This is a genomic window from uncultured Citricoccus sp. (assembly GCF_937871995.1).
Taxonomy (GTDB): Bacteria; Actinomycetota; Actinomycetes; order Actinomycetales; family Micrococcaceae; genus Citricoccus.
The window spans coordinates 1-17,973 of record NZ_CALMQR010000066.1 but is presented as its reverse complement, the minus strand read 5'-3'; the positions used below and the strand labels follow the sequence as shown (position 1 = coordinate 17,973).

Genomic DNA, 17,973 nt, shown 5'->3' with positions numbered 1-17,973 from the left:
ATCGACCGCGACGTGGTGGTCATCGGGGCGGGACCTGCCGGACTGATGGCCGCCCGCACCCTCCGGGAGGCCGGCCACAGCGTCGCCGTCCTGGAGGCGCGGCCCCGCGTGGGGGGCCGGACGTGGAACGGCCGGGTGGCGGACGCCAGCGGCCGGGAGCACTTCATCGAGATCGGCGGGCAGTGGATCTCCCCGGACCAGACCCGGCTGATCGACCTGGTCGAGGAGCTGGGCCTGGAGACCTTCCCGCGCTACCGCGAGGGTGCATCCGTCTACGTGGCGCCGGACGGGACGCGGCACACCTACACCGGTGACCGCATGCCGGTCTCCGACCGGACCGCCGCCGAGATGGAGCGGCTGATCGGCCTGCTGGACGAGCTCACCGTGGAGATCGGGGCCAGTGCGCCGTGGGCGGCGGACCGCGCTGCCGAGCTCGACTCCATCTCCTTCCGGACCTGGCTCAGCAGCCACTCGGACGACCAGGAGGCGATCGACAACGTCTCGATCTACGTGGCCTCCGGCATGCTCACCAAGCCCTCCCACGCCTTCTCCGTGCTGCAGGCCGTGCTCATGGCGGCCTCGGCGGGGTCCTTCTCGAACCTGGTGGACGAGGACTTCATCCTGGACCGGCGCGTGGTGGGCGGGATGCAGACGGTGTCCGAGCGACTGGCCGAGGAGATCGGCGAGGACCTGTACCTGTCCACCCCGGTGCGGGAGCTGGAGTGGGCCACCCCGGACCCCGCCACCGCGGATCCGCTGAACGGCATCGCGGCGGACGTGCGCGACGGCGTGCCGGAGAACGGTGCCCCCGGCCGGGTGGTCGCCCACTCCGACCGCGTGGTCGTCCGGGCGCGGAACGCCGTGCTGGCCGTCCCGCCGAACCTCTACTCGCGCATCCAGTTCACCCCGCCGCTGCCGCGCGAGCAGCAGATCGCCCACCAGCACCTCTCGATGGGCCTGGTCATCAAGGTCCACGCCGTCTACGAGACCCCCTTCTGGCGCGCCCAGGGCCTGTCCGGCACCGGCTTCGGCGGCGGCCGCCTGGTGCAGGAGGTCTACGACAACACGAACTACGGCCCCAACCTCGCCGGCGGCGAGCCCGGCACGGAGGACCCGCACGGGACCCTGGTGGGCTTCATCTCGGACGTCCACGCCGAACGGATGTGGGCCCTGCCGGCCGAGGAGCGCCGGCGACAGGTCCTGGAGGCGCTGGCGCTCTACCTGGGGCCGCAGGCGCTGGAGCCGATCGCCTTCTACCTCTCGGACATGGCGGCCGAGGAGTGGACGCGCGGCGCCTACGCGGCCAGCTATGACCTGGGCGGGCTGCACCGCTGGGGCCACCTGCAGAACCGTCCCACCGGGCCCATCCACTACGCCTGCTCGGACATCGCCGCCGAGGGCTACCAGCACGTGGACGGCGCGGTGCGCATGGGCGAGGCCGCGGCGCGGCAGATCCTCGCACACGCCGGCCGGCCGGTCCTCACCGAGGGGACGCTCCGATGACCCGGCACCTGCTGGTCGGCTACCTGGCGACCTCCACGGGACGGGACGCCCTGAATCTGGGCATCGCACTGGCCCGGGAGCAGGACGCCCGGCTCCACGTGGTGATGATCGCCCCGCTGGACAGCGCCTACGCCGGGATCTATCCGCCGGCCGGCGGGTACGGCAGCATCCTCGAGGAACAACTGGGTGCCTGGCTCGACGAGGCGCTGGCCTCCGTCCCGGACGACGTCCCGGCCACCGGCCACGTGGTCACGGCCGAGTCGGACGCCGAAGGGCTGCTGGCCGCGGCCGGGCAACTGGACTGCTCGATGATCGTCATCGGCGGCCGCAGCGGCGGACTGCTGCGTCGATACCGCCTCGGCTCCGTCGCCACCACCCTCCTGCACACGGCGCCGATCCCGGTGGCCCTGGCCCCGGCCGGATACCGGCACGGTGGGCCCGTGGGCCGGCTGACGGCGATGTTCGGCCCGCGGCCGGGCGCCGTCGACGTCGTCGGCCTGGGCATCCAGGCGGCCCGTCGCCGGTCCATCCCGTTGCGCCTGGTCTCCCTCGTGCTGCTGGACCGGGCCGAGGAGGGTTCCGGCCCGGGCACCGCTGCGGACGACGAGGACGTCCTGGCCTCCGTCACCCAGTACGCGAACCGGCGGCTGGCCGACGAGGCCGCCGAGATGCTCGACCAGGGCCGGGCCAGCACGCTCGTCGCCTCCGGGCCGACCGTGGACCACGCCATGGCCCACCTCGAGTGGGAGCCCGACGACGTCGTCGTCGTGGGCTCCTCCCGGCTGGCCGCCCGCGGCCGGCTGTTCCTGGGCAGCACCGCCGCGAAGATGCTGCGCACCGTCCCGGTCCCGGTGGTGGTCGTGCCCGCCGGCCACACCGGTCCCGCCACTGCTGAAAGTGACCACTGACATGAGCACTGCGAACACCGTGCCGCCCCGGCCCACCGAGGACCGGGCCGTCTCCGCCAAGGGACTGGCCCGGGGCCAGGTGGGGGTGATCGGCGCCGTCGTGATCGGCGTGGGCTGCATCGCCCCGGCCTACACCCTGACCGCCGGGCTCGGGCCCACCATCTCGGTGGTCGGCACCCACGTGCCGGCCATCCTGCTGCTCGGCTTCCTGCCCATGCTGCTGGTCGCCTTCGGCTACCGCGAGCTCAACTCGCGGGTGCCCGACTCCGGGACGTCCTTCACCTGGGCCACCAAGGCCTTCAACCCCTGGATCGGCTGGATGGGCGGCTGGGGCCTGATCGCGGCCACGGTGATCGTGCTGTCCAACCTGGCCGCCGTGGCGGTGGACTTCTTCTACCTGCTGCTGGCCCAGGTCCTCGGCAGTCCGGCGCTGGCCGAGCTGACGGACAACCTGTGGATCAACATCCCCACCACGCTGGTGTTCATCGCGGTGGCGGCCTGGATCTCCTACCGCGGGCTGAAGTCCACCCAGCACATCCAGTACGTCCTCGTGGGCTTCCAGCTACTGGTGCTGGGCGGCTTCGCCGTGGCGGCCCTCGTGCAGGCCGCCAACGGGGAGGGCTTCGACCCCACGCCCATCAGCATCGACTGGTTCAACCCGTTCAGCTTCGACGACTTCTCCATCGTCGCCGCCGGCATCTCGCTGTCCATCTTCCTGTTCTGGGGCTGGGACACCACCCTGACCATGAACGAGGAGACCAAGGACCCCCAGCGCACCTCCGGGCGGGCGGCCACCCTGACCGTGCTGATCATCATGGTGATCTACACCCTGTGCGCGCTGGCCGTCATCGCCTGGGCCGGCATCGGCACCGAGGGCCTGGGCGCCGGGAACCCGGACAACCAGGAGTCGCTGTTCGCGGTGCTCGCCAGCCCGGTGATGGGCCCGTTCGCCCTGCTGATGTCCATCGCGATCATGTCCTCCTCCTTCGCCTCCCTGCAGTCCACGATGATCTCCCCCTCGCGCACCCTGCTGGCCATGGGGTACTACCGTGCCCTGCCGCCGATGTTCTCCCGCATCAGCCCCCGGTTCCGCACCCCCTCCGTGGCCACCATCTCCTCGGCCGTGGCCGCCGGCGGCTTCTACACGATCACCCGCCTGCTCAGCGAGAACGCCCTGTGGGACACCATCACCGCCCTGGGCCTGATGATCTGCTTCTACTACGGCATCACGGCCCTGGCCTGCGTCTGGTACTTCCGCCGCGAACTGTTCACCTCGGCCCGCAACGTGGTGTTCAAGTTCCTCTTCCCGCTCATCGGCGGCGCGGTCCTGCTGGTCATGTTCTTCCAGACCGCCGTGGACTCGATCAGCCCGGACTACGGGTCGGGGTCCTCGATCGGCGGGGTGGGCATGGTGTTCGTCCTGGGCATGGGCGTGCTCGTCCTGGGCGTGGTGCTCATGCTGTGGACCCGGTTGCGCCACCCGGCCTACTTCCGCGGGGAGACCCTGGAGACCACCGAGTCCACGCGGGACACCACCGGAGAAGGACTGACCATCTGATGACCACCCTCGGCCCTTCGGTCATGCCCCCGGAGTGGGCACCCCACGAGCGCACCTGGATGTCCTTCCCCACCCCCAACGACACGTTCGGCGCCCCCGGCTCGGAGGGCCTGGGGCGGGCCCGCACCGCCTGGACGTCCGTGGCGCGCACGATCGCCCGGTACGAGCCGGTCACCGTGGTGTCCCACCCGCAGGACGAGGCGGCGGCCCGGGACCTGCTCGGGTCCGACGTCGAGATCCTCCCCGCCGTCCTGGACGACGCCTGGATGCGCGACTCCGGCCCGACGTTCACCCTGGATCCCTTCGGAGCGCTCTCGGCGGTCAACTGGGTCTTCAACGGCTGGGGGGCCCAGTCCTGGGCCCGGTGGGACCAGGACCGGCACCTCGCCGCCACCGTCGCCCACCACGCCCAGGTCCCGGCGCGGGACTCCCGGCTGGTCAACGAGGGCGGCGGGTTCCACGTCGACGGCCGGGGGACGGTCCTGCTGACGGAGACCGTGCAACTGGACCCCGACCGCAACCCGGGCCTGACCCGCTCCGCGGTGGAGGCCGAGATCCACCACCAGCTGGGCACCACCCACGCGGTGTGGCTCTCCCGCGGGCTGACGCGGGACTACGACGGCTTCGGCACCCGCGGGCACGTGGACATCGTCGCGTCCTTCACCGAGGCCGGCACCGTGCTGCTGCACCGCCAGGACGACCCCGGGCACCCCGACCACCAGGTCACCCGTCGGTTGCGCGAGGAACTGGGCGGTGCGGTCGACGCCCAGGGCCGGCCGCTGCGCGTGGTGGACGTCCCCGCCCCGTCCGCGCTGCGCGATGCCGAGGGATGGGTCGACTACTCCTACATCAATCACTACGTGGCCAACGGCGCCGTCATCCTGTGCGCCTTCGGCGAGCCCGAAGCCGACGCGCTGGCCGCCGGGATCCTCGGCGAGGCCTACCCGGGACGCACCGTGGAGCTCGTGGACGCCCGGGACATCTTCGCCTTCGGCGGCGGCATCCACTGCATCACCCAGCAGCAGCCGGCAGCGGGTGCGGACCGGGGCACGCTCGCCCCGCGCGGGTCGGTCGATGGGGATGCTTGACGTCACCGAGACGTCGATCGCCGAGCTCCGGACGGCCCTGGAGTCCGGTCGCACCACCGCCGTGGAGCTCGTGCACGCCTACCGGGCGCGCATCGCCCACTATGACCGGCCGGCGCAGTCCGCCTCCGGCACGGTGGCCACGCACCGGGCCCCCGATGGCGGCATCCCGCTGAACTCGGTGATCGTGGACAACCCCCGGGCCCTGGAGGAGGCCCGCGCCTCGGACGAGCGGCGCGCCGCCGGCGCGGTGCGGGGACCGCTGGACGGCATTCCCTACACCGCGAAGGACTCGTTCATGGCCCGCGGGCTGACCGTGGCGGCCGGGTCCCCGGCGTTCGCCGGCCTCGTGGCCCGGTGGGACGCCTTCACCATCGAGCGGCTGCGGGACGCCGGGGCGGTGCTGCTGGGGTTGACGAACATGCCGCCCATGGCCAACGGGGGCATGCAGCGCGGCCTGTACGGGCGGGCGGAGAGTCCCTACAACCCCGACTACCTCACCAGCGCCTTCGCCTCCGGTTCCTCGAACGGCTCCGGGACGGCCACGGCCGCGAGCCTCGGCGCCTTCGGCCTGGGCGAGGAGACCTGGTCGTCCGGCCGGGCGCCCGCCTCCTGTAACGCCCTGTGCGCCTACACCCCCTCCCGCGGGATGATCTCCGTGCGGGGCAACTGGCCGCTGGTGCCCACCATGGACGTGGTGGTCCCCCACACCCGTTCCATGGCGGACCTGCTCGAGGTGCTGGACGTCATCGTCGCCGACGACCACACCGCCCGCGGGGACTTCTGGCGCCTCCAGCCGTGGATCCGCCTCCCCCGGGCCGGTGACGTCCGGCCACCGTCCTACCCCGCCCTCGCCGCGGCGTCCGGGCCCGACGGCGGCCGGGGCGCCCTGGCGGGCAGGCGACTGGGCGTGCCCCGGATGTACGTCAACGCCGACCCGGACGCCGGCACCGGACCCGACCACCGCGGGTCCGCCGGCATCGGGGGCCCGATGGGCCGGCGCGTCGAGACGCGCCCCTCCGTGATCGAGCTCTGGCAGGCGGCCCGGGCCGCGCTGGAGACGGCCGGCGCCACCGTCGTGGCGGTGGACTTCCCGGTCGTCACGAACTACGAGGGTGACCGCCCCGGGGCCCCGACCATCGGCACCCGCGGACTGGTGTCCCCCGAGTTCCTGCACGCGGAGGTCACCGAGCTGTCCGCGTGGGCCTGGGAGGACTTCCTCCAGGCCAACGGGGACCCGGGACTGGACACGCTGGCCGGGGTGGACGGCGCCCGGATCTTCCCGCACCCGGCCGGCGCCCTGCCGGACCGCTACGAGGGGTTCGGCGACGACATCGCCGCCTTCCCGGAGATCATCCGGACCCGCGGTCCCGGAACCACGGTGGAGTCGATCCCACACCTGGCGCAGGGCCTCGCCGGTCTGGAACGGACCCGCCGGACCGACCTCGAGGACTGGATGGACGGGCTGGGGCTGGACGCGGTCGTCTTCCCCGCCCTGGCCGACGTCGGGCCCGCCGACGCCGACGTGAACCCCCGCTCGGCCGAGCTGGCCTGGCGCAACGGGACCTGGGTGGCCAACGGCAACCTGGTCCCCCGGCACCTGGGCATCCCCACCGTCACCGTCCCGATGGGCACCGCCCCGGACATCGCCATGCCCTTCGGGCTGACCTTCGCCGGCCGCGCCTACGACGACACCACCCTGCTCCGGCTCGCCTGCGCGTTCGAGGCGACCGGCCCGTACCGGTCCCCGCCTCCACGGACCACGGTCCGGGCACCGACCACCGAATCCCCCTCCACGCATTCCACCCCACGCACGGAAGAGGCATCATGACCACTATGGACACTGTGAGCACCGACACCACCCCCACCACGTCACCGGCCTATCGCGCCGTCAATCCGGCCACCGGCCGGACCGTCAGCGAACACCCGGTCGCCACCGACGAGCAGGTCGAGCAGGCCATCGCCACCGCCCACCGGGCCTTCGAGGACTGGCGCTCCCGCGACATCGGCGAGCGGGCCGGCATCGTGGCCCGGATCGCCGAGCTGTTCGAGGAGCGCGCCGACGCGCTGGCCGAGACCATCACCCGCGAGATGGGCAAGCCGATCGCCGAGTCCCGCGGGGAGGCCGAGTTCAGCGCGGAGATCTTCCGGTACTACGCGGACAACGGCCCGCAGCTCGCCGCCGACCAGGTCCTCGACAGCACCGACGGGTCCAGCAACGTCATCCAGCGCCGGCCGCTGGGCGTGCTGCTGGGCATCATGCCGTGGAACTACCCGTACTACCAGGTGGCCCGCTTCGCCGCCCCGAACCTGGTGCTGGGCAACACCATCCTGCTCAAGCACGCCGAGATCGTCCCCGAGTCCGCGCTGGCCATCGAGCAGCTGTTCCGCGACGCCGGCGTGCCCGAGGGGGTCTACCAGAACCTGTTCGCCACGCACGACCAGGTCGGCACGATCATCGCCGACCCCCGGGTCCTGGGCGTCTCGCTGACGGGTTCCGAGCGGGCCGGCGCCGCGGTGGCCGAGCAGGCCGGCCGGCACCTGAAGAAGGCCGTCCTGGAACTGGGCGGGTCCGACCCCTACGTCATCCTCTCCACGGACGACCCCCGCCAGGCGGCCCGCGACGCGCTGGCCATCCGGCTGGAGAACACCGGCCAGGCGTGCAACTCGAACAAGCGCCTGATCGTCATGGACGACGTCTTCGACGACTTCGTCGACGAACTGGTGCAGCAGGTCTCCGGGCTGCAGCCCGCCGATCCGGCCCAGGAGCGGGAGGGCACCTTCGGCCCGCTGTCCTCGGAGTCCGCGGCGCAGACCCTGGTCGACCAGATCGAGCGCGCGGTGGCTGCCGGCGGCACCCTGCACGTGGGCGGCCGGCGCGCCGACCGGGAGGGCTTCTACGTGGAGCCGGCCGTGATCACGGACATCCCCCAGGACTCCGACGTCTACCGCGAGGAGTTCTTCGGCCCGGTCCTGGCGGTGTACCGGGTGTCCAGTGACGAGGAGGCGATCGCCCTGGCCAACAACACCCCCTACGGCCTGGGATCGACCGTGTTCGCCACCGAGGCGGGGCGCGCCGAGCGGTTCGCCGAGCAGCTGGAGGCCGGGATGGTCGGTGCCAACCAGTCGCCGCCGGAGGCCGCGAACATGCCCTTCGGCGGCGTGAAGCGCTCCGGTTTCGGCCGGGAACTCGGGCCGCTGGGCATGGACGAGTTCGTGAACAAGCGGCTCATGTCCGTGGCCCGGACCCGGTAGTCGTCTCAGCGTCCGCCGGCGTCACCCTCGTCGCCCGCGTGGACCCGCCGCGGTGGCAGCGCCAGCATCAGCAGCGCGATCACCGCGGCGGTGACACCGGCGATCCACCAGGCCCGGGCGGGCTCGAGCACGGCGTGTGCGATGAGCGCCACGCAGCCGGCCAGCAGCACCCCCTGCCCGGCCAGGCAGACCTTCACCAGCAGGTTCCCCCAGGCCACGGTCTGGTCCTTGACGTGCCGGCCGAACAACCGGCGGTGGATGACCACGGGCAGCAGCATCAGGGTCGTCAGGACCACCGCGGCCAGTAACAGGGCCATGTACCAGCCGATGATCTCCCCGGCCACCTCCTCGAAACGGGCCTGGAAGGGCAGCACGATCAGGAACGCGGTGACGATCTGCGTGCCCGTCTGCATCACCCGCAGCTCCTGGAGCAGGTCGTTCCAGTTCCGGTCCAGCTTCTCGGCGGGCGTCTCGTGCCGCAGCCCGGTGGGGTCCCCGGGCCGGCCTGAGGGATCCCCGGGCAGACCCGGATCCGCCGGCGGGTCGGCGCCACCCGGCCGGCCTGCGTGGTTCACGGGACCTCCCAGCGAACCTCGTCCACGGACTTGTCCGGCCGCCAGCCCCGCCAGGACGCCTGGCGCAGCCGCCCTGCGCGGGTGCGTCCGGCCAGGGACACCTCCGCCACCTCCGACGGCGTGACCCACCAGGCGTCCGAACGGTCCCCGGCCGGGACGTCGTCCACGGGCGGGGTGTCCCGGGCCAGTGGCCGCAGCCGCTGTTCCACCTCCACCAGCTGGCCGGCCGAGAAGCCCGTGCCCACCCGGCCCGCGTAGCGCAGTGTCCCGTTCTCGTCCGGAATGGCCGCCAGCAGGGAACCGATGCCGCCGGAGCGCTCACCCCGGCCCTCACGGACGCCGATCACCACGATCTCCTGGTGCTGCTGCAGCTTGAGCTTGATCCACGCCGACCCGCGGCGGCCCGGCAGGTAGACGGAACCGGTGCGCTTGGCCACCACGCCCTCCAGCCCCATCGCGCGGCTGATCCGCTGGGCCTGGGCCAGGGAGCCATGGTAGGCCGGCGGCACGGACACCACCTCCCCCTCTCCGAGGGAGGCTTCCAGGATCACCCGTCGCTCACCGTAGGCGGTGCGCAGCAGGGAATGGCGTCGGTGCTGCGACGTGCCGGGCGGGCCGAGCTGGAGGATGTCGAACACGATGAGGCGCAGCTCCCCGGTCCCGTCCTGCAGCATCCCGAAGTCCGGCCTGCCCTGGTCGTCGAGGGACACCAGCTCCCCGTCGAGCACCGCTCCCCCGCGGTCCGCGGCCTCGCCCCGGAGCAGCCCGGTGAGTTCCTGCAGTGCGGGATAGCGGTCGGTGAGGTCCTGGCCGTTCCGGCTCGTCAGGACCACCCGGTCCTGGCTGACCCCGGCGACCACCCGCCAGCCGTCCCACTTCATCTCGAAGGACCAGTCCTCGTCCGCGGTCAGATCCGCGGGGCGGCCCGCCGTGGCCAGCATGGGGGCCGGCAGGTCCTCCGGGCCGAAGGAGGCCGCGGGGCCGGCCCCCACGGTCCTGTTCCCGGCCGCCCTGTTTCCGGCCGCCCTGTTTCCGGCCGCCTTGTTCCCGGCCGCCGTCTTCCCTGCCGGTTTCTTCGCTGCCGCCTTGTTCCCTGCCGTCTGCTTCCCTGCCGTCGTCGCGTCCGGGGCCGCAGGGACCCCGGGCGTGGACTGCCCGGTGTCCGGCTGGTCCTTCATCAGGTGGATCAGCCAGTTGCGTTCCCCGCCCATGCCGGGCGCGTTGATCAGCGCGTAGCGGCGGGGCACCCCGCCGAGCCCGCCGTCCGGGCGGCCGTGCAGGACGCCGATGACCTCCTTGCCCTCGCGCCACTTCTCCAGCTCCCAGGTGCCCGCGTCCCAGATGGTGACTTCCCCGGCCCCGTACTCGCCCGGGGCGATCGTGCCCTCGAAGGTGCCGTACTCCAGCGGGTGGTCCTCCGTCATCACCGCCAGCCGGTTCTGGTCCGTGTCCAGCGGCGGGCCCTTGGGCACGGCCCAGGACACCAGCACCCCGGAGTGCTCCAGCCGGAAGTCCCAGTGCAGGCGGCGGGCGTGGTGCTCCTGGATCACGAAGCTGGGCAGCTGTCCCTCACCGAGCTCCCGCTCGACCGGAGCCTGTGCCGGGACCGGTTCGGCGGTCTTGTCCGGGTCGCGCATGGAGCGGTACCTCGAGAGCCGGTCGATGGCCTCGGCCGTGCCGCTGCCGGCACCCGCCCCGCCGTCGTCGTCCCCGGTCTCCTCATCCCCACCGTCTCGGCCGTCCGGGGTCCAGCCCAGCGGGGCGATCGGGTCCAGGCCCCCGGCCACCCGTTCCAGGACCTCCTCGAACTCGAGGTGGCGCAGCCGGGGGTCCTCCAGTTCCTCCCAGGTCCGGGGCGCGGCCACCCACGGGTGCTCCCGTCCGCGCAGCGAGTAGGGGCTGACCGTGGTCTTGGAGGCGTTGTTCTGGCTCCAGTCCACGAACACCTTGCCCGCGCGCAGAGACCGCTTCATCGCCGAGACCACCAGGTCACGGTGGTCGGCCTCCAGGGCGCGGGCCAGTTCGTGGGCGACCGCGCTGACAGCCTCGGCATTGTGCCTGCCGTCCAGCCCCGCGTACAGGTGGATGCCCTTGGACCCGGAGGTGACGGGATAGGCCTCCAGCCCCATGTCCGTGAGCAGGTCACGGCACAACCGGGCCACCTCCGCGCACTCGGCGAGCCCGGCGCCCTCACCGGGGTCAAGGTCCAGCACGAGCCGGTCCGGGTTGCGCGGCTGGCCGTTGCGGCCGAAGCGCCACTGCGGGGTGTGCAGTTCCAGGGCCGCGACCTGGGCGAACCAGGCCAGCACGGCCGGTTCGTCGGCCAGCGGATAGGTGTTGGTCCGCTCGGCGTGGACGATCCGGCCGGTGGGGATCCAGGCCGGGGCGGAGTCCTCGAGGTCCTTGCGGAAGAACACGGTGCCGGGCCTGTCCGCGGTGCCCACGCCGTCGACCCAGCGCTTGCGGGTGACCGGCCGGCGGGCGACCTGCGGGATGAGCACGTCGGCGACCCCGAGATAGTAGCGCATCACCTCGGCCTTGGTGGTGCCGGTGGCCGGGTAGAGGACCTTGTCGAGGTTGGAGACGGAGAGCGATCTCTGCCCCACGGTGTAGGTCTGGCGGGTTGTCCGTGCCACGTGCCCTCCCGCGACCCCCCGGCGGCCGCATATGCTGACCGCCATGCGAGCCATTTGGTCTGGATCTATCACTTTCGGGCTGGTGAACGTCCCTGTCAAGGCATACTCCACCACCACCGACCACGACGTGTCCTTCCACCAGGTCCACGACGCCGACGGCGGCCGGATCCGGTACCAGCGCCGGTGCGAGGTGTGCGGGAAGAAGATCGACTACGAGCACATCGACAAGGCCTACGACGACGGCGACCAGACCGTGGTGATCCACGAGGAGGAGTTCGAGGCCCTCCCCGAGGCCACCAACGACGAGATCGAGGTGGTCCAGTTCGTCCCCTCCGACCAGGTGGACCCGGTGACGCTGGAGAAGAGCTACTTCCTGGAGCCGCAGGGCAAGTCCCCCAAGTCCTACCTGCTGCTGCGCGAGGCCCTGCAGTCCACGGACCGCACCGCGATCGTCACCTTCGCGCTGCGGCAGAAGACCCGGCTGGGCGTGCTGCGGGTGCAGGACGACGTGCTGGTGCTGCAGGGCATGCACTGGGCGGACGAGATCCGGGAGGTCGACTTCCCCGCCACCCGGTCCCGGGCCAGGATCAGTCCCAAGGAGAAGAAGCTGGCCAAGGCGCTGGTGGACCAGTTCGCCTCCGACTTCACGCCGGAGGAGTTCGAGGACACGTACCAGGTGGAGCTGCGCAAGCTGATCGACGCCAAGCTCGAGCAGGGTGACTCCCTGGACACCGAGGCGACCTTCGGGGCGTCCGGGTCGGACGAGGACGCGGGCGAGGACGCCGAGGTCATCGACCTGATGGAGGCGCTCAAGGCCTCCCTGGACCGCAAGCGCGGCCGGGGCCGCACCTCCCGGTCCGGCAGGTCCAGCGGGCCCGGCAGGTCCGGGACCGCGAAGGGCAGCTCGACGTCGCGCGCCTCTGGGGCCTCGAAGACGTCGGCCGCCTCGGGCCGGAAGGGTGCCTCCGGGACGACGTCCTCGAAGGACTCGACGAGGAACTCGACGGGGGGTTCGGCGAAGGGCTCGGCGAAGTCCGCGAAGACGACGGCGAAGTCCTCCGGCCGGTCCACGCGGAAGAAGACCGGCACCCCGTCCTCGCGCCGCAAGAGCGCCTGAGGTGCCGCGGCTGGAGACGGTCTCGCCCGGCACCGGCGGGTACACCCGGCGCCGGGCGGGACGGGGCTTCACCTACTGGGGCGCCAACGGCCGCCGGATCACCCGCGAGGACGCCCTCGAGCGGATCCGGGCACTGGCGATCCCGCCGGCCTGGAAACAGGTGTGGATCGCCGCTGAGGAGAACTCCCACATCCAGGCCACCGGCGTGGACGACGCCGGGCGCACCCAGTACCTCTATCACCCGCAGTGGCGCGCGGACCGGGACGCCGAGAAGTTCGAGAAGTCGATCTCGTTCGGCCAGACCCTGCCCTCCCTGCGCCGGCGGGTCACCCGGGACCTGCGCTCCGGTGCGCAGGACCGCGACGGCGGTGCCGCCCCACGCGCGGCCGGCACCGGCCGCGGGACGGCGCGGGGCGGGACGGGCCCCGCCCCGGCGGAGGCGACCGGCCGGCGTCGGGCCCTGGCCGCGGCCGTGCGCCTGATGGACCGCGGCGCCCTGCGCGTCGGCGGGAAGGAGCACTCGGGGCAGCTGGAGGCCTTCGGGGCCACCACCCTGCAGCGGCGGCACGTCGAGGTCCAGGGGGAGGAGGTCCGCCTGGTGTTCCGGGGCAAGTCCGGCAGCGAGTGGGACCTCACCCTGCGGGACGCGGACCTGGCGGAGTTCTTCGCCGGCGTGCCGCTCACCCCGCGCACGGCCCCCGCGGTCTGCTATCCGGTGAAGTCCGGACGCCGCAAGGAGTGGAGGGGCATCTCGGCCGAGGCGGTGAACGAGTACCTGACCGAGATCGCGGGCCTGGAGTTCACCGCCAAGGACTTCCGCACGTGGCAGGGCACGATGGCCGCCGCCCGGTCGCTGGCGCGGTCCCACCGGGCGGGGGCCACCTCACCGGAGGCGGTGCGGATCGCCGTGCGGGCCAGCGCCGAGCTGCTGCACAACACCCCCACCGTGGCCCGGGAGTCCTACATCGACCCCCGGGTGCTGGACCTGTTCGAGAAGGGCCGGGTCATGGACCTGACGCGCCAGCCGGACCGGGCCCTGCTGGCCCTGCTGACCGGGGGCGACGGGGACTGAACCGGGGACCTGCCCGGAGGCTCAGTGGTTGCGCAGCTTCTCGATCAGCTCGTCCTTGCGCAGGTCCGAGTAACCGGTGATCTCCAGTTCCCGGGCCCGGTCCTTGAGTTCCTCGACCGTCCAGTCCTCGTAGGACCCGGACTCCCCGCCGCGCTCGCCCACCTCGGAGCGGCCGTCCCGGGCGGCGGCGTTCGAGATCCGGGCCGCCTTCTCCTTGCTAGCCCCTTCCTCGCGGAGGGCCTCGTACATCTCCTGGTCCTTGAGCTGCGGGGCGTCGTCGTTCTTCTGGGGCATGCCCCCAGTGTTCTCCGGGTGGCGGCGGAAGTTCAAGTGCCGGGGCCGGCCCGGCACGACCAGTGGCGTCCGCCCCACGCCTGCACCTCTACCGGCACCTGCGCCTGCAGCTGCAATCGTGATTGTTGAACAATGTCTTGCGTGGATTGTTGAACAACCGGTAGCCTTCTCACCAGCCTGCATCTGTGATGCCAGTCACCCACCCCCCGGGAGGAACCATGAAGGACACTGCGAAGCCGGCCACCGGCACGGACCCCGCCGGGCCCGCGGGAGGGCACCCCGAGAAGGTCCCCCTCACCGTCAAGGCCCAGCGCACCGCGCTGCTCGGCGCCATGTTCCTCATGGCCACCAGCGCGATCGGCCCGGGCTTCATCGCGCAGACCGCCACCTTCACGGTCCAGCTTGGCGCCGCCTTCGCGTTCGCGATCCTGGTCTCCACGCTCGTCGACATCGCGGTCCAGCTCAACGTGTGGCGGGTCATCGGCATCTCCGGGCTGCGGGCCCAGGAGCTGGGGAACAAGGTCCTGCCCGGTGTCGGCTGGGTGCTCGCCGCGCTCGTGTTCGTCGGCGGGGCGATCTTCAACATCGGCAACATCGCCGGAACCGGCCTCGGGGCGAACGCGATGTTCGGCCTGGACCCCAAGATCGGCGGCGCCGCCTCGGCGGTCATCGCCATCCTGATCTTCCTGTCCAAGCGGGCGGGCATGGCCCTGGACCGGATCGTCGTCCTGCTCGGCGCGGTCATGATCCTGTTGATGCTCTACGTGGCGGTCGTCGCCGCCCCGCCCGTCGGGGAGGCCCTGCGCAACACGGTGTTCCCCGAGCAGGTCGACTTCCTGGTCATCACCACCCTCGTGGGAGGCACCGTCGGCGGGTACATCACCTACGCCGGGGCGCACCGCATGATCGACTCGGGCGTCCGGGGCGAGCGCGCGATCAAGCAGATCAGCCGCACCTCCGTGCTGAGCATCATCGTCACGGCCGTCATGCGCACCCTGTTGTTCCTGGCCATCTTCGGCGTGGTCGCCGGTGGCGTCGCGCTGACCAGTGACAACCTGGCCGCGGAGGCCTTCCAGAGCGCCGCGGGCGAGATCGGCCTGCGGATGTTCGGGGTCATCCTGTGGGCCGCGGCCGTCACCTCGGTCATCGGCGCCTCCTACACCTCCATCTCCTTCGTCACCCGGTCCGACGGAAACCCGCGCCGGCGCAATCTGCTCACCGTCGCGTTCATCGTGGTGTGCACCATCGCCTTCCTGCTGCTCGGCCAGGCCCCGCAGACCCTGCTCGTCTTCGCCGGCGCGTTCAACGGGCTGATCCTGCCGATCGGCTTCGGCGTGCTGCTGTGGGTGGCCATCCGCCGCCGGGACCTGTTGCACGGGTACCGCTACCCCGTGTGGCTGATCGTGATCGGCGTGCTCGTCTGGCTCATCACCGCGTTCCTGTCCGTCAACTCCTTCGTCCCCGCCATCGAGATGATGACCGGCGCATGAACCTGAGCACCCCTCCCGCACCCGGCCCCGGGAACCGCCCGGCCGACCTCGCGTCACCGTCTCCCGCCGAGGCCCAGGCACTCTCCCCCGCCGAGGCCCGGGCTCTGTTCCGCGCCGGACTGGTGCGGCCGACGTCGGGCTTCTCCGCCGGCCACGCCCAGGCGAACCTGATCATCGTCCCGCGCTCCCACGCCTTCGACCTGCTGCTGTTCGCCCAGCGCAACCCGAAGCCGATGCCGCTGCTGGGCGTGCTCGACGCCGGCGAGGTCACCTCCGAGCTGCTGGCCGGTGGGGACATCCGGACCGACGTGCCGAAGTACGTGGTCTACGAGGACGGCGTGCCGGTGGCCGAGCCGACGTCGATCACCGAGTACTGGCGGGAGGACCTGGTGACGTTCATCGTCGGCTGTTCCTTCACCTTCGAGGCGGCGCTGGTGGCCGGGGGCGTGCCGGTCGCGCACCAGGAGCAGGGCGTGAACGTGCCGATGTACCGCACCTCGGTGCGCTGCGCCCCGGCCGGCGGCCTCGCCGGGCCGCTGGTGGTCTCGATGCGCCCGGTCCCGGCCGCCCAGGTGGCCGACGCCGTGCGGATCACCTCGCGCTACCCGGCCGTCCACGGAGCCCCCGTGCACGTGGGGGCGCCGCATGAGCTGGGCATCGAGGACCTCTCGCGCCCGGACTTCGGCGACCCGGTGCAGGTCCCGGAGGGGCACCTGCCGGTGTTCTGGGCGTGCGGGGTCACCCCGCAGGCCGCCGTCATGGAGTCCCGCCCGCCCCTGGCGATCGGCCACGCGCCGGGCCACATGCTCATCACGGATGCCCGGGACTCGGACTACCTGGTGCCGTGAGACAGGCGCCGGAGGCATGAGCCCGGTTGCCAGCGACAGCAGTCGACCGCGCTGAGCGGTCGGTCCCCTCGCGGGCAGTGACCTCGTCCTGTGGACCTCAACCGTTCACGTGTCCGCTGACCGGTCTCGATCCTGCTCCCTCGCGCAGTCCCGGTGGAAAGCGCGTCACGCGCGGGCCGTCACGCACGCCCGATCAGGCTGGCCCCGGTGGAGCAGAACATGAGGCGAGAGAGTAGGCACTGGTCCGCTGCCCGTAGCGACGGCGGTCACCGGGCGAGGGCCTCACCTGTGCACCGCGCCGCCGGAGACGGGCTCGACCAAGGGTGTTGCGGGGAGCACCCCGTCACCGGACATATCACCGGGCGGGTCCTACGGGATGCCTCGTGAGGGGCACTGTTGTTCGTGCAGCTCACGTGTGTGTGTTCGGTGGGGGTTCCCTCAGCGGGACAGCCAAAGAGGTTTCCGAGTCCGGGTCGAAGAGGATTCCTCGGTGCGCTACCGCTGTATACAGAGGTGGATCGGAGGGGGCCCTCGTTACTAGAGGCGCGCGCGTCCGGGATCCCGGAGGCCTCCGTCACCTCCAGGATAAGGCGGGGAGAGGGACTTGCGGCAAGTCCGTGATGACGTGGCATGATCTCGGTCCGATGACATGGATAGAAGGAGTGCAGGTGGGCACATCCCCCGATAAGGGCCCGTTCTTCCATGGCACCGTCGCGGACCTGAGAATGGGCGACTTGCTGACAGCGGGGCACCGATCAAACTATCGCCCCGAGATCGTGATGAACCACATCTACTTCACAGCTCTGGCCGACGGCGCTGGCCTCGCGGCGGAAATCGCCGCGGAACTGGCATCGGGCGTGGTGACTCCCCGGGTCTACGTGGTCGAGCCCACGGGAGCGTTCGAGGACGACCCGAATGTGACCGACAAAAAGTTCCCCGGTAACCCCACCCGGTCGTATCGCAGCACCAACCCGCTGCGAGTCGTCTGCGAGACGACCGAGTGGGAGCGATTGACGCCCGAACAGCTGCAGACATGGCGGGCACGGCTATCGGTGCTTCTCTCAGGCGAGGGAGGGGACATCATCAATTAACGCTTCGCATCGGGATCTTTCAGGGGGCACGGCCGAGCGACTTGCGCCCGTCGCGTCTTGATGGCAGCAAGGACCCCTGTCTAACGCCGGGTTCGGCCGGTGGGGGTTTCGGGTCCAGTTCCTTTGAAGTAGACGGGACCATGAGCGTGCGGGTCCTTGTGGCGGCCGGGTGAAGGTGCAACCGGGTCAGCAGGACGCGGTGGGCACCCACTTTAAGCTCGCGCCGGAGTACTCGGTGTATTCCCAGTTGCCAGATTCGTAGCGGATCTTAAGTCGGTCCACCGTCGCCGGCCGCGCCCGACCGTTGGTCTTGATTTGCACGATCAGGTTGATCTGCTCGCCGTGGCTGAGGGTGTACTGCAGTGGTTCGGCGGACATCTGCGGCCAAGGCATAGCCGGGTCGGCGAGTTCCCGGTTGCCGCCCATGAACCCGTCGGCGTCCGGGTTCACCGGTGCCACCCCGGCTGCCACCAGCTCGATGCCGGTCGGGTTGACCAGCTCGATGCCGGTCAGCGTGATGGGCGCATCGGTGAGGTTTCGG

At 71.6% G+C, this 17,973-nt stretch carries 15 protein-coding genes; 11 read left to right on the top strand and 4 right to left on the bottom strand.

From position 1 onward, the window contains the following. From Q0283_RS07270 to Q0283_RS07245, 6 genes are all read left to right on the top strand, one after another. A partial coding sequence (locus tag Q0283_RS07270) for an NAD(P)/FAD-dependent oxidoreductase (RefSeq protein WP_298044047.1) occupies positions 1–1,503 on the top strand: 1,503 nt, incomplete at its 5' end. Next, entirely contained in the window at positions 1,500–2,411 is a 912-nt protein-coding gene (locus Q0283_RS07265; protein WP_183527970.1) for a universal stress protein, read from the top strand. The genes Q0283_RS07270 and Q0283_RS07265, both read left to right, overlap by 4 nt. 1 nt (position 2,412) lies before the next feature. After that, entirely contained in the window at positions 2,413–3,969 is a 1,557-nt protein-coding gene (locus Q0283_RS07260; RefSeq protein ID WP_183527972.1) for an APC family permease, read from the top strand. Further along, complete coding sequence (locus tag Q0283_RS07255; protein ID WP_183527974.1) at positions 3,969–5,057, top strand: agmatine/peptidylarginine deiminase; 1,089 nt, start codon at positions 3,969–3,971, stop codon at positions 5,055–5,057. Before Q0283_RS07260 ends, Q0283_RS07255 begins: the two co-directional genes overlap by 1 nt. Next, positions 5,044–6,885, top strand: a complete 1,842-nt coding sequence (locus tag Q0283_RS07250) for an amidase (RefSeq protein ID WP_255459486.1) — start codon at positions 5,044–5,046, stop codon at positions 6,883–6,885. Before Q0283_RS07255 ends, Q0283_RS07250 begins: the two co-directional genes overlap by 14 nt. Positions 6,886–6,890: 5 nt before the next feature. Next, positions 6,891–8,309, top strand: coding sequence for an NAD-dependent succinate-semialdehyde dehydrogenase (locus Q0283_RS07245; RefSeq protein ID WP_255459487.1), 1,419 nt, complete (start codon positions 6,891–6,893; stop codon positions 8,307–8,309). 5 nt (positions 8,310–8,314) lie between these two features. Here the strand turns inward: Q0283_RS07245 and Q0283_RS07240 are convergent, their stop codons facing one another. Both Q0283_RS07240 and Q0283_RS07235 read right to left on the bottom strand, forming a co-directional pair. Further along, positions 8,315–8,884 (bottom strand): DUF6328 family protein, encoded by a 570-nt coding sequence (locus tag Q0283_RS07240; protein WP_183527980.1) that lies wholly within the window; start codon positions 8,882–8,884, stop codon positions 8,315–8,317. After that, positions 8,881–11,520 (bottom strand): ATP-dependent DNA ligase, encoded by a 2,640-nt coding sequence (locus Q0283_RS07235; protein WP_183527982.1) that lies wholly within the window; start codon positions 11,518–11,520, stop codon positions 8,881–8,883. Before Q0283_RS07235 ends, Q0283_RS07240 begins: the two co-directional genes overlap by 4 nt. A 43-nt stretch (positions 11,521–11,563) precedes the next feature. Here Q0283_RS07235 and Q0283_RS07230 point away from each other — a divergent pair, with 43 nt between their 5' ends. Together Q0283_RS07230 and Q0283_RS07225 are read left to right on the top strand one after the other, a co-directional pair. Further along, the gene (locus tag Q0283_RS07230) at positions 11,564–12,637 is read left to right on the top strand and encodes a Ku protein (protein WP_183527984.1); all 1,074 of its coding nucleotides are present in this window, start codon (positions 11,564–11,566) and stop codon (positions 12,635–12,637) included. A gap of 1 nt (position 12,638) precedes the next feature. Then, complete coding sequence (locus Q0283_RS07225; protein WP_183527986.1) at positions 12,639–13,709, top strand: DNA topoisomerase IB; 1,071 nt, start codon at positions 12,639–12,641, stop codon at positions 13,707–13,709. Between the two features lie 21 nt (positions 13,710–13,730). On the opposite strand, the gene Q0283_RS07220 is transcribed toward Q0283_RS07225, so the two are convergent. Continuing rightward, positions 13,731–14,003 (bottom strand): Rho termination factor N-terminal domain-containing protein, encoded by a 273-nt coding sequence (locus Q0283_RS07220; RefSeq protein ID WP_183527988.1) that lies wholly within the window; start codon positions 14,001–14,003, stop codon positions 13,731–13,733. Positions 14,004–14,221: 218 nt separating this feature from the next. On the opposite strand from Q0283_RS07220, the gene Q0283_RS07215 reads away from it, so the two are divergent. The 3 genes from Q0283_RS07215 to arr all read left to right on the top strand — a co-directional run bounded on the left by Q0283_RS07215 (position 14,222) and on the right by arr (position 17,432). Continuing rightward, positions 14,222–15,493 carry an NRAMP family divalent metal transporter gene (locus Q0283_RS07215; protein ID WP_183527990.1) on the top strand — a complete coding sequence of 424 codons (1,272 nt, stop codon included), beginning with the start codon at positions 14,222–14,224 and terminating at the stop codon, positions 15,491–15,493. Next, positions 15,490–16,341: a putative hydro-lyase gene (locus tag Q0283_RS07210; RefSeq protein ID WP_183527992.1), complete on the top strand. Its 852-nt coding sequence runs from the start codon at positions 15,490–15,492 to the stop codon at positions 16,339–16,341. The genes Q0283_RS07215 and Q0283_RS07210 overlap by 4 nt, the downstream gene beginning before the upstream one ends. Positions 16,342–17,009: 668 nt before the next feature. After that, the gene (arr, locus tag Q0283_RS07205) at positions 17,010–17,432 is read left to right on the top strand and encodes an NAD(+)--rifampin ADP-ribosyltransferase (RefSeq protein WP_298044045.1); all 423 of its coding nucleotides are present in this window, start codon (positions 17,010–17,012) and stop codon (positions 17,430–17,432) included. 186 nt (positions 17,433–17,618) lie between these two features. Here the strand turns inward: arr and Q0283_RS07200 are convergent. Next, positions 17,619–17,973: hypothetical protein (locus Q0283_RS07200; protein ID WP_298044043.1), on the bottom strand; the 355-nt coding region annotated here is incomplete at its 5' end.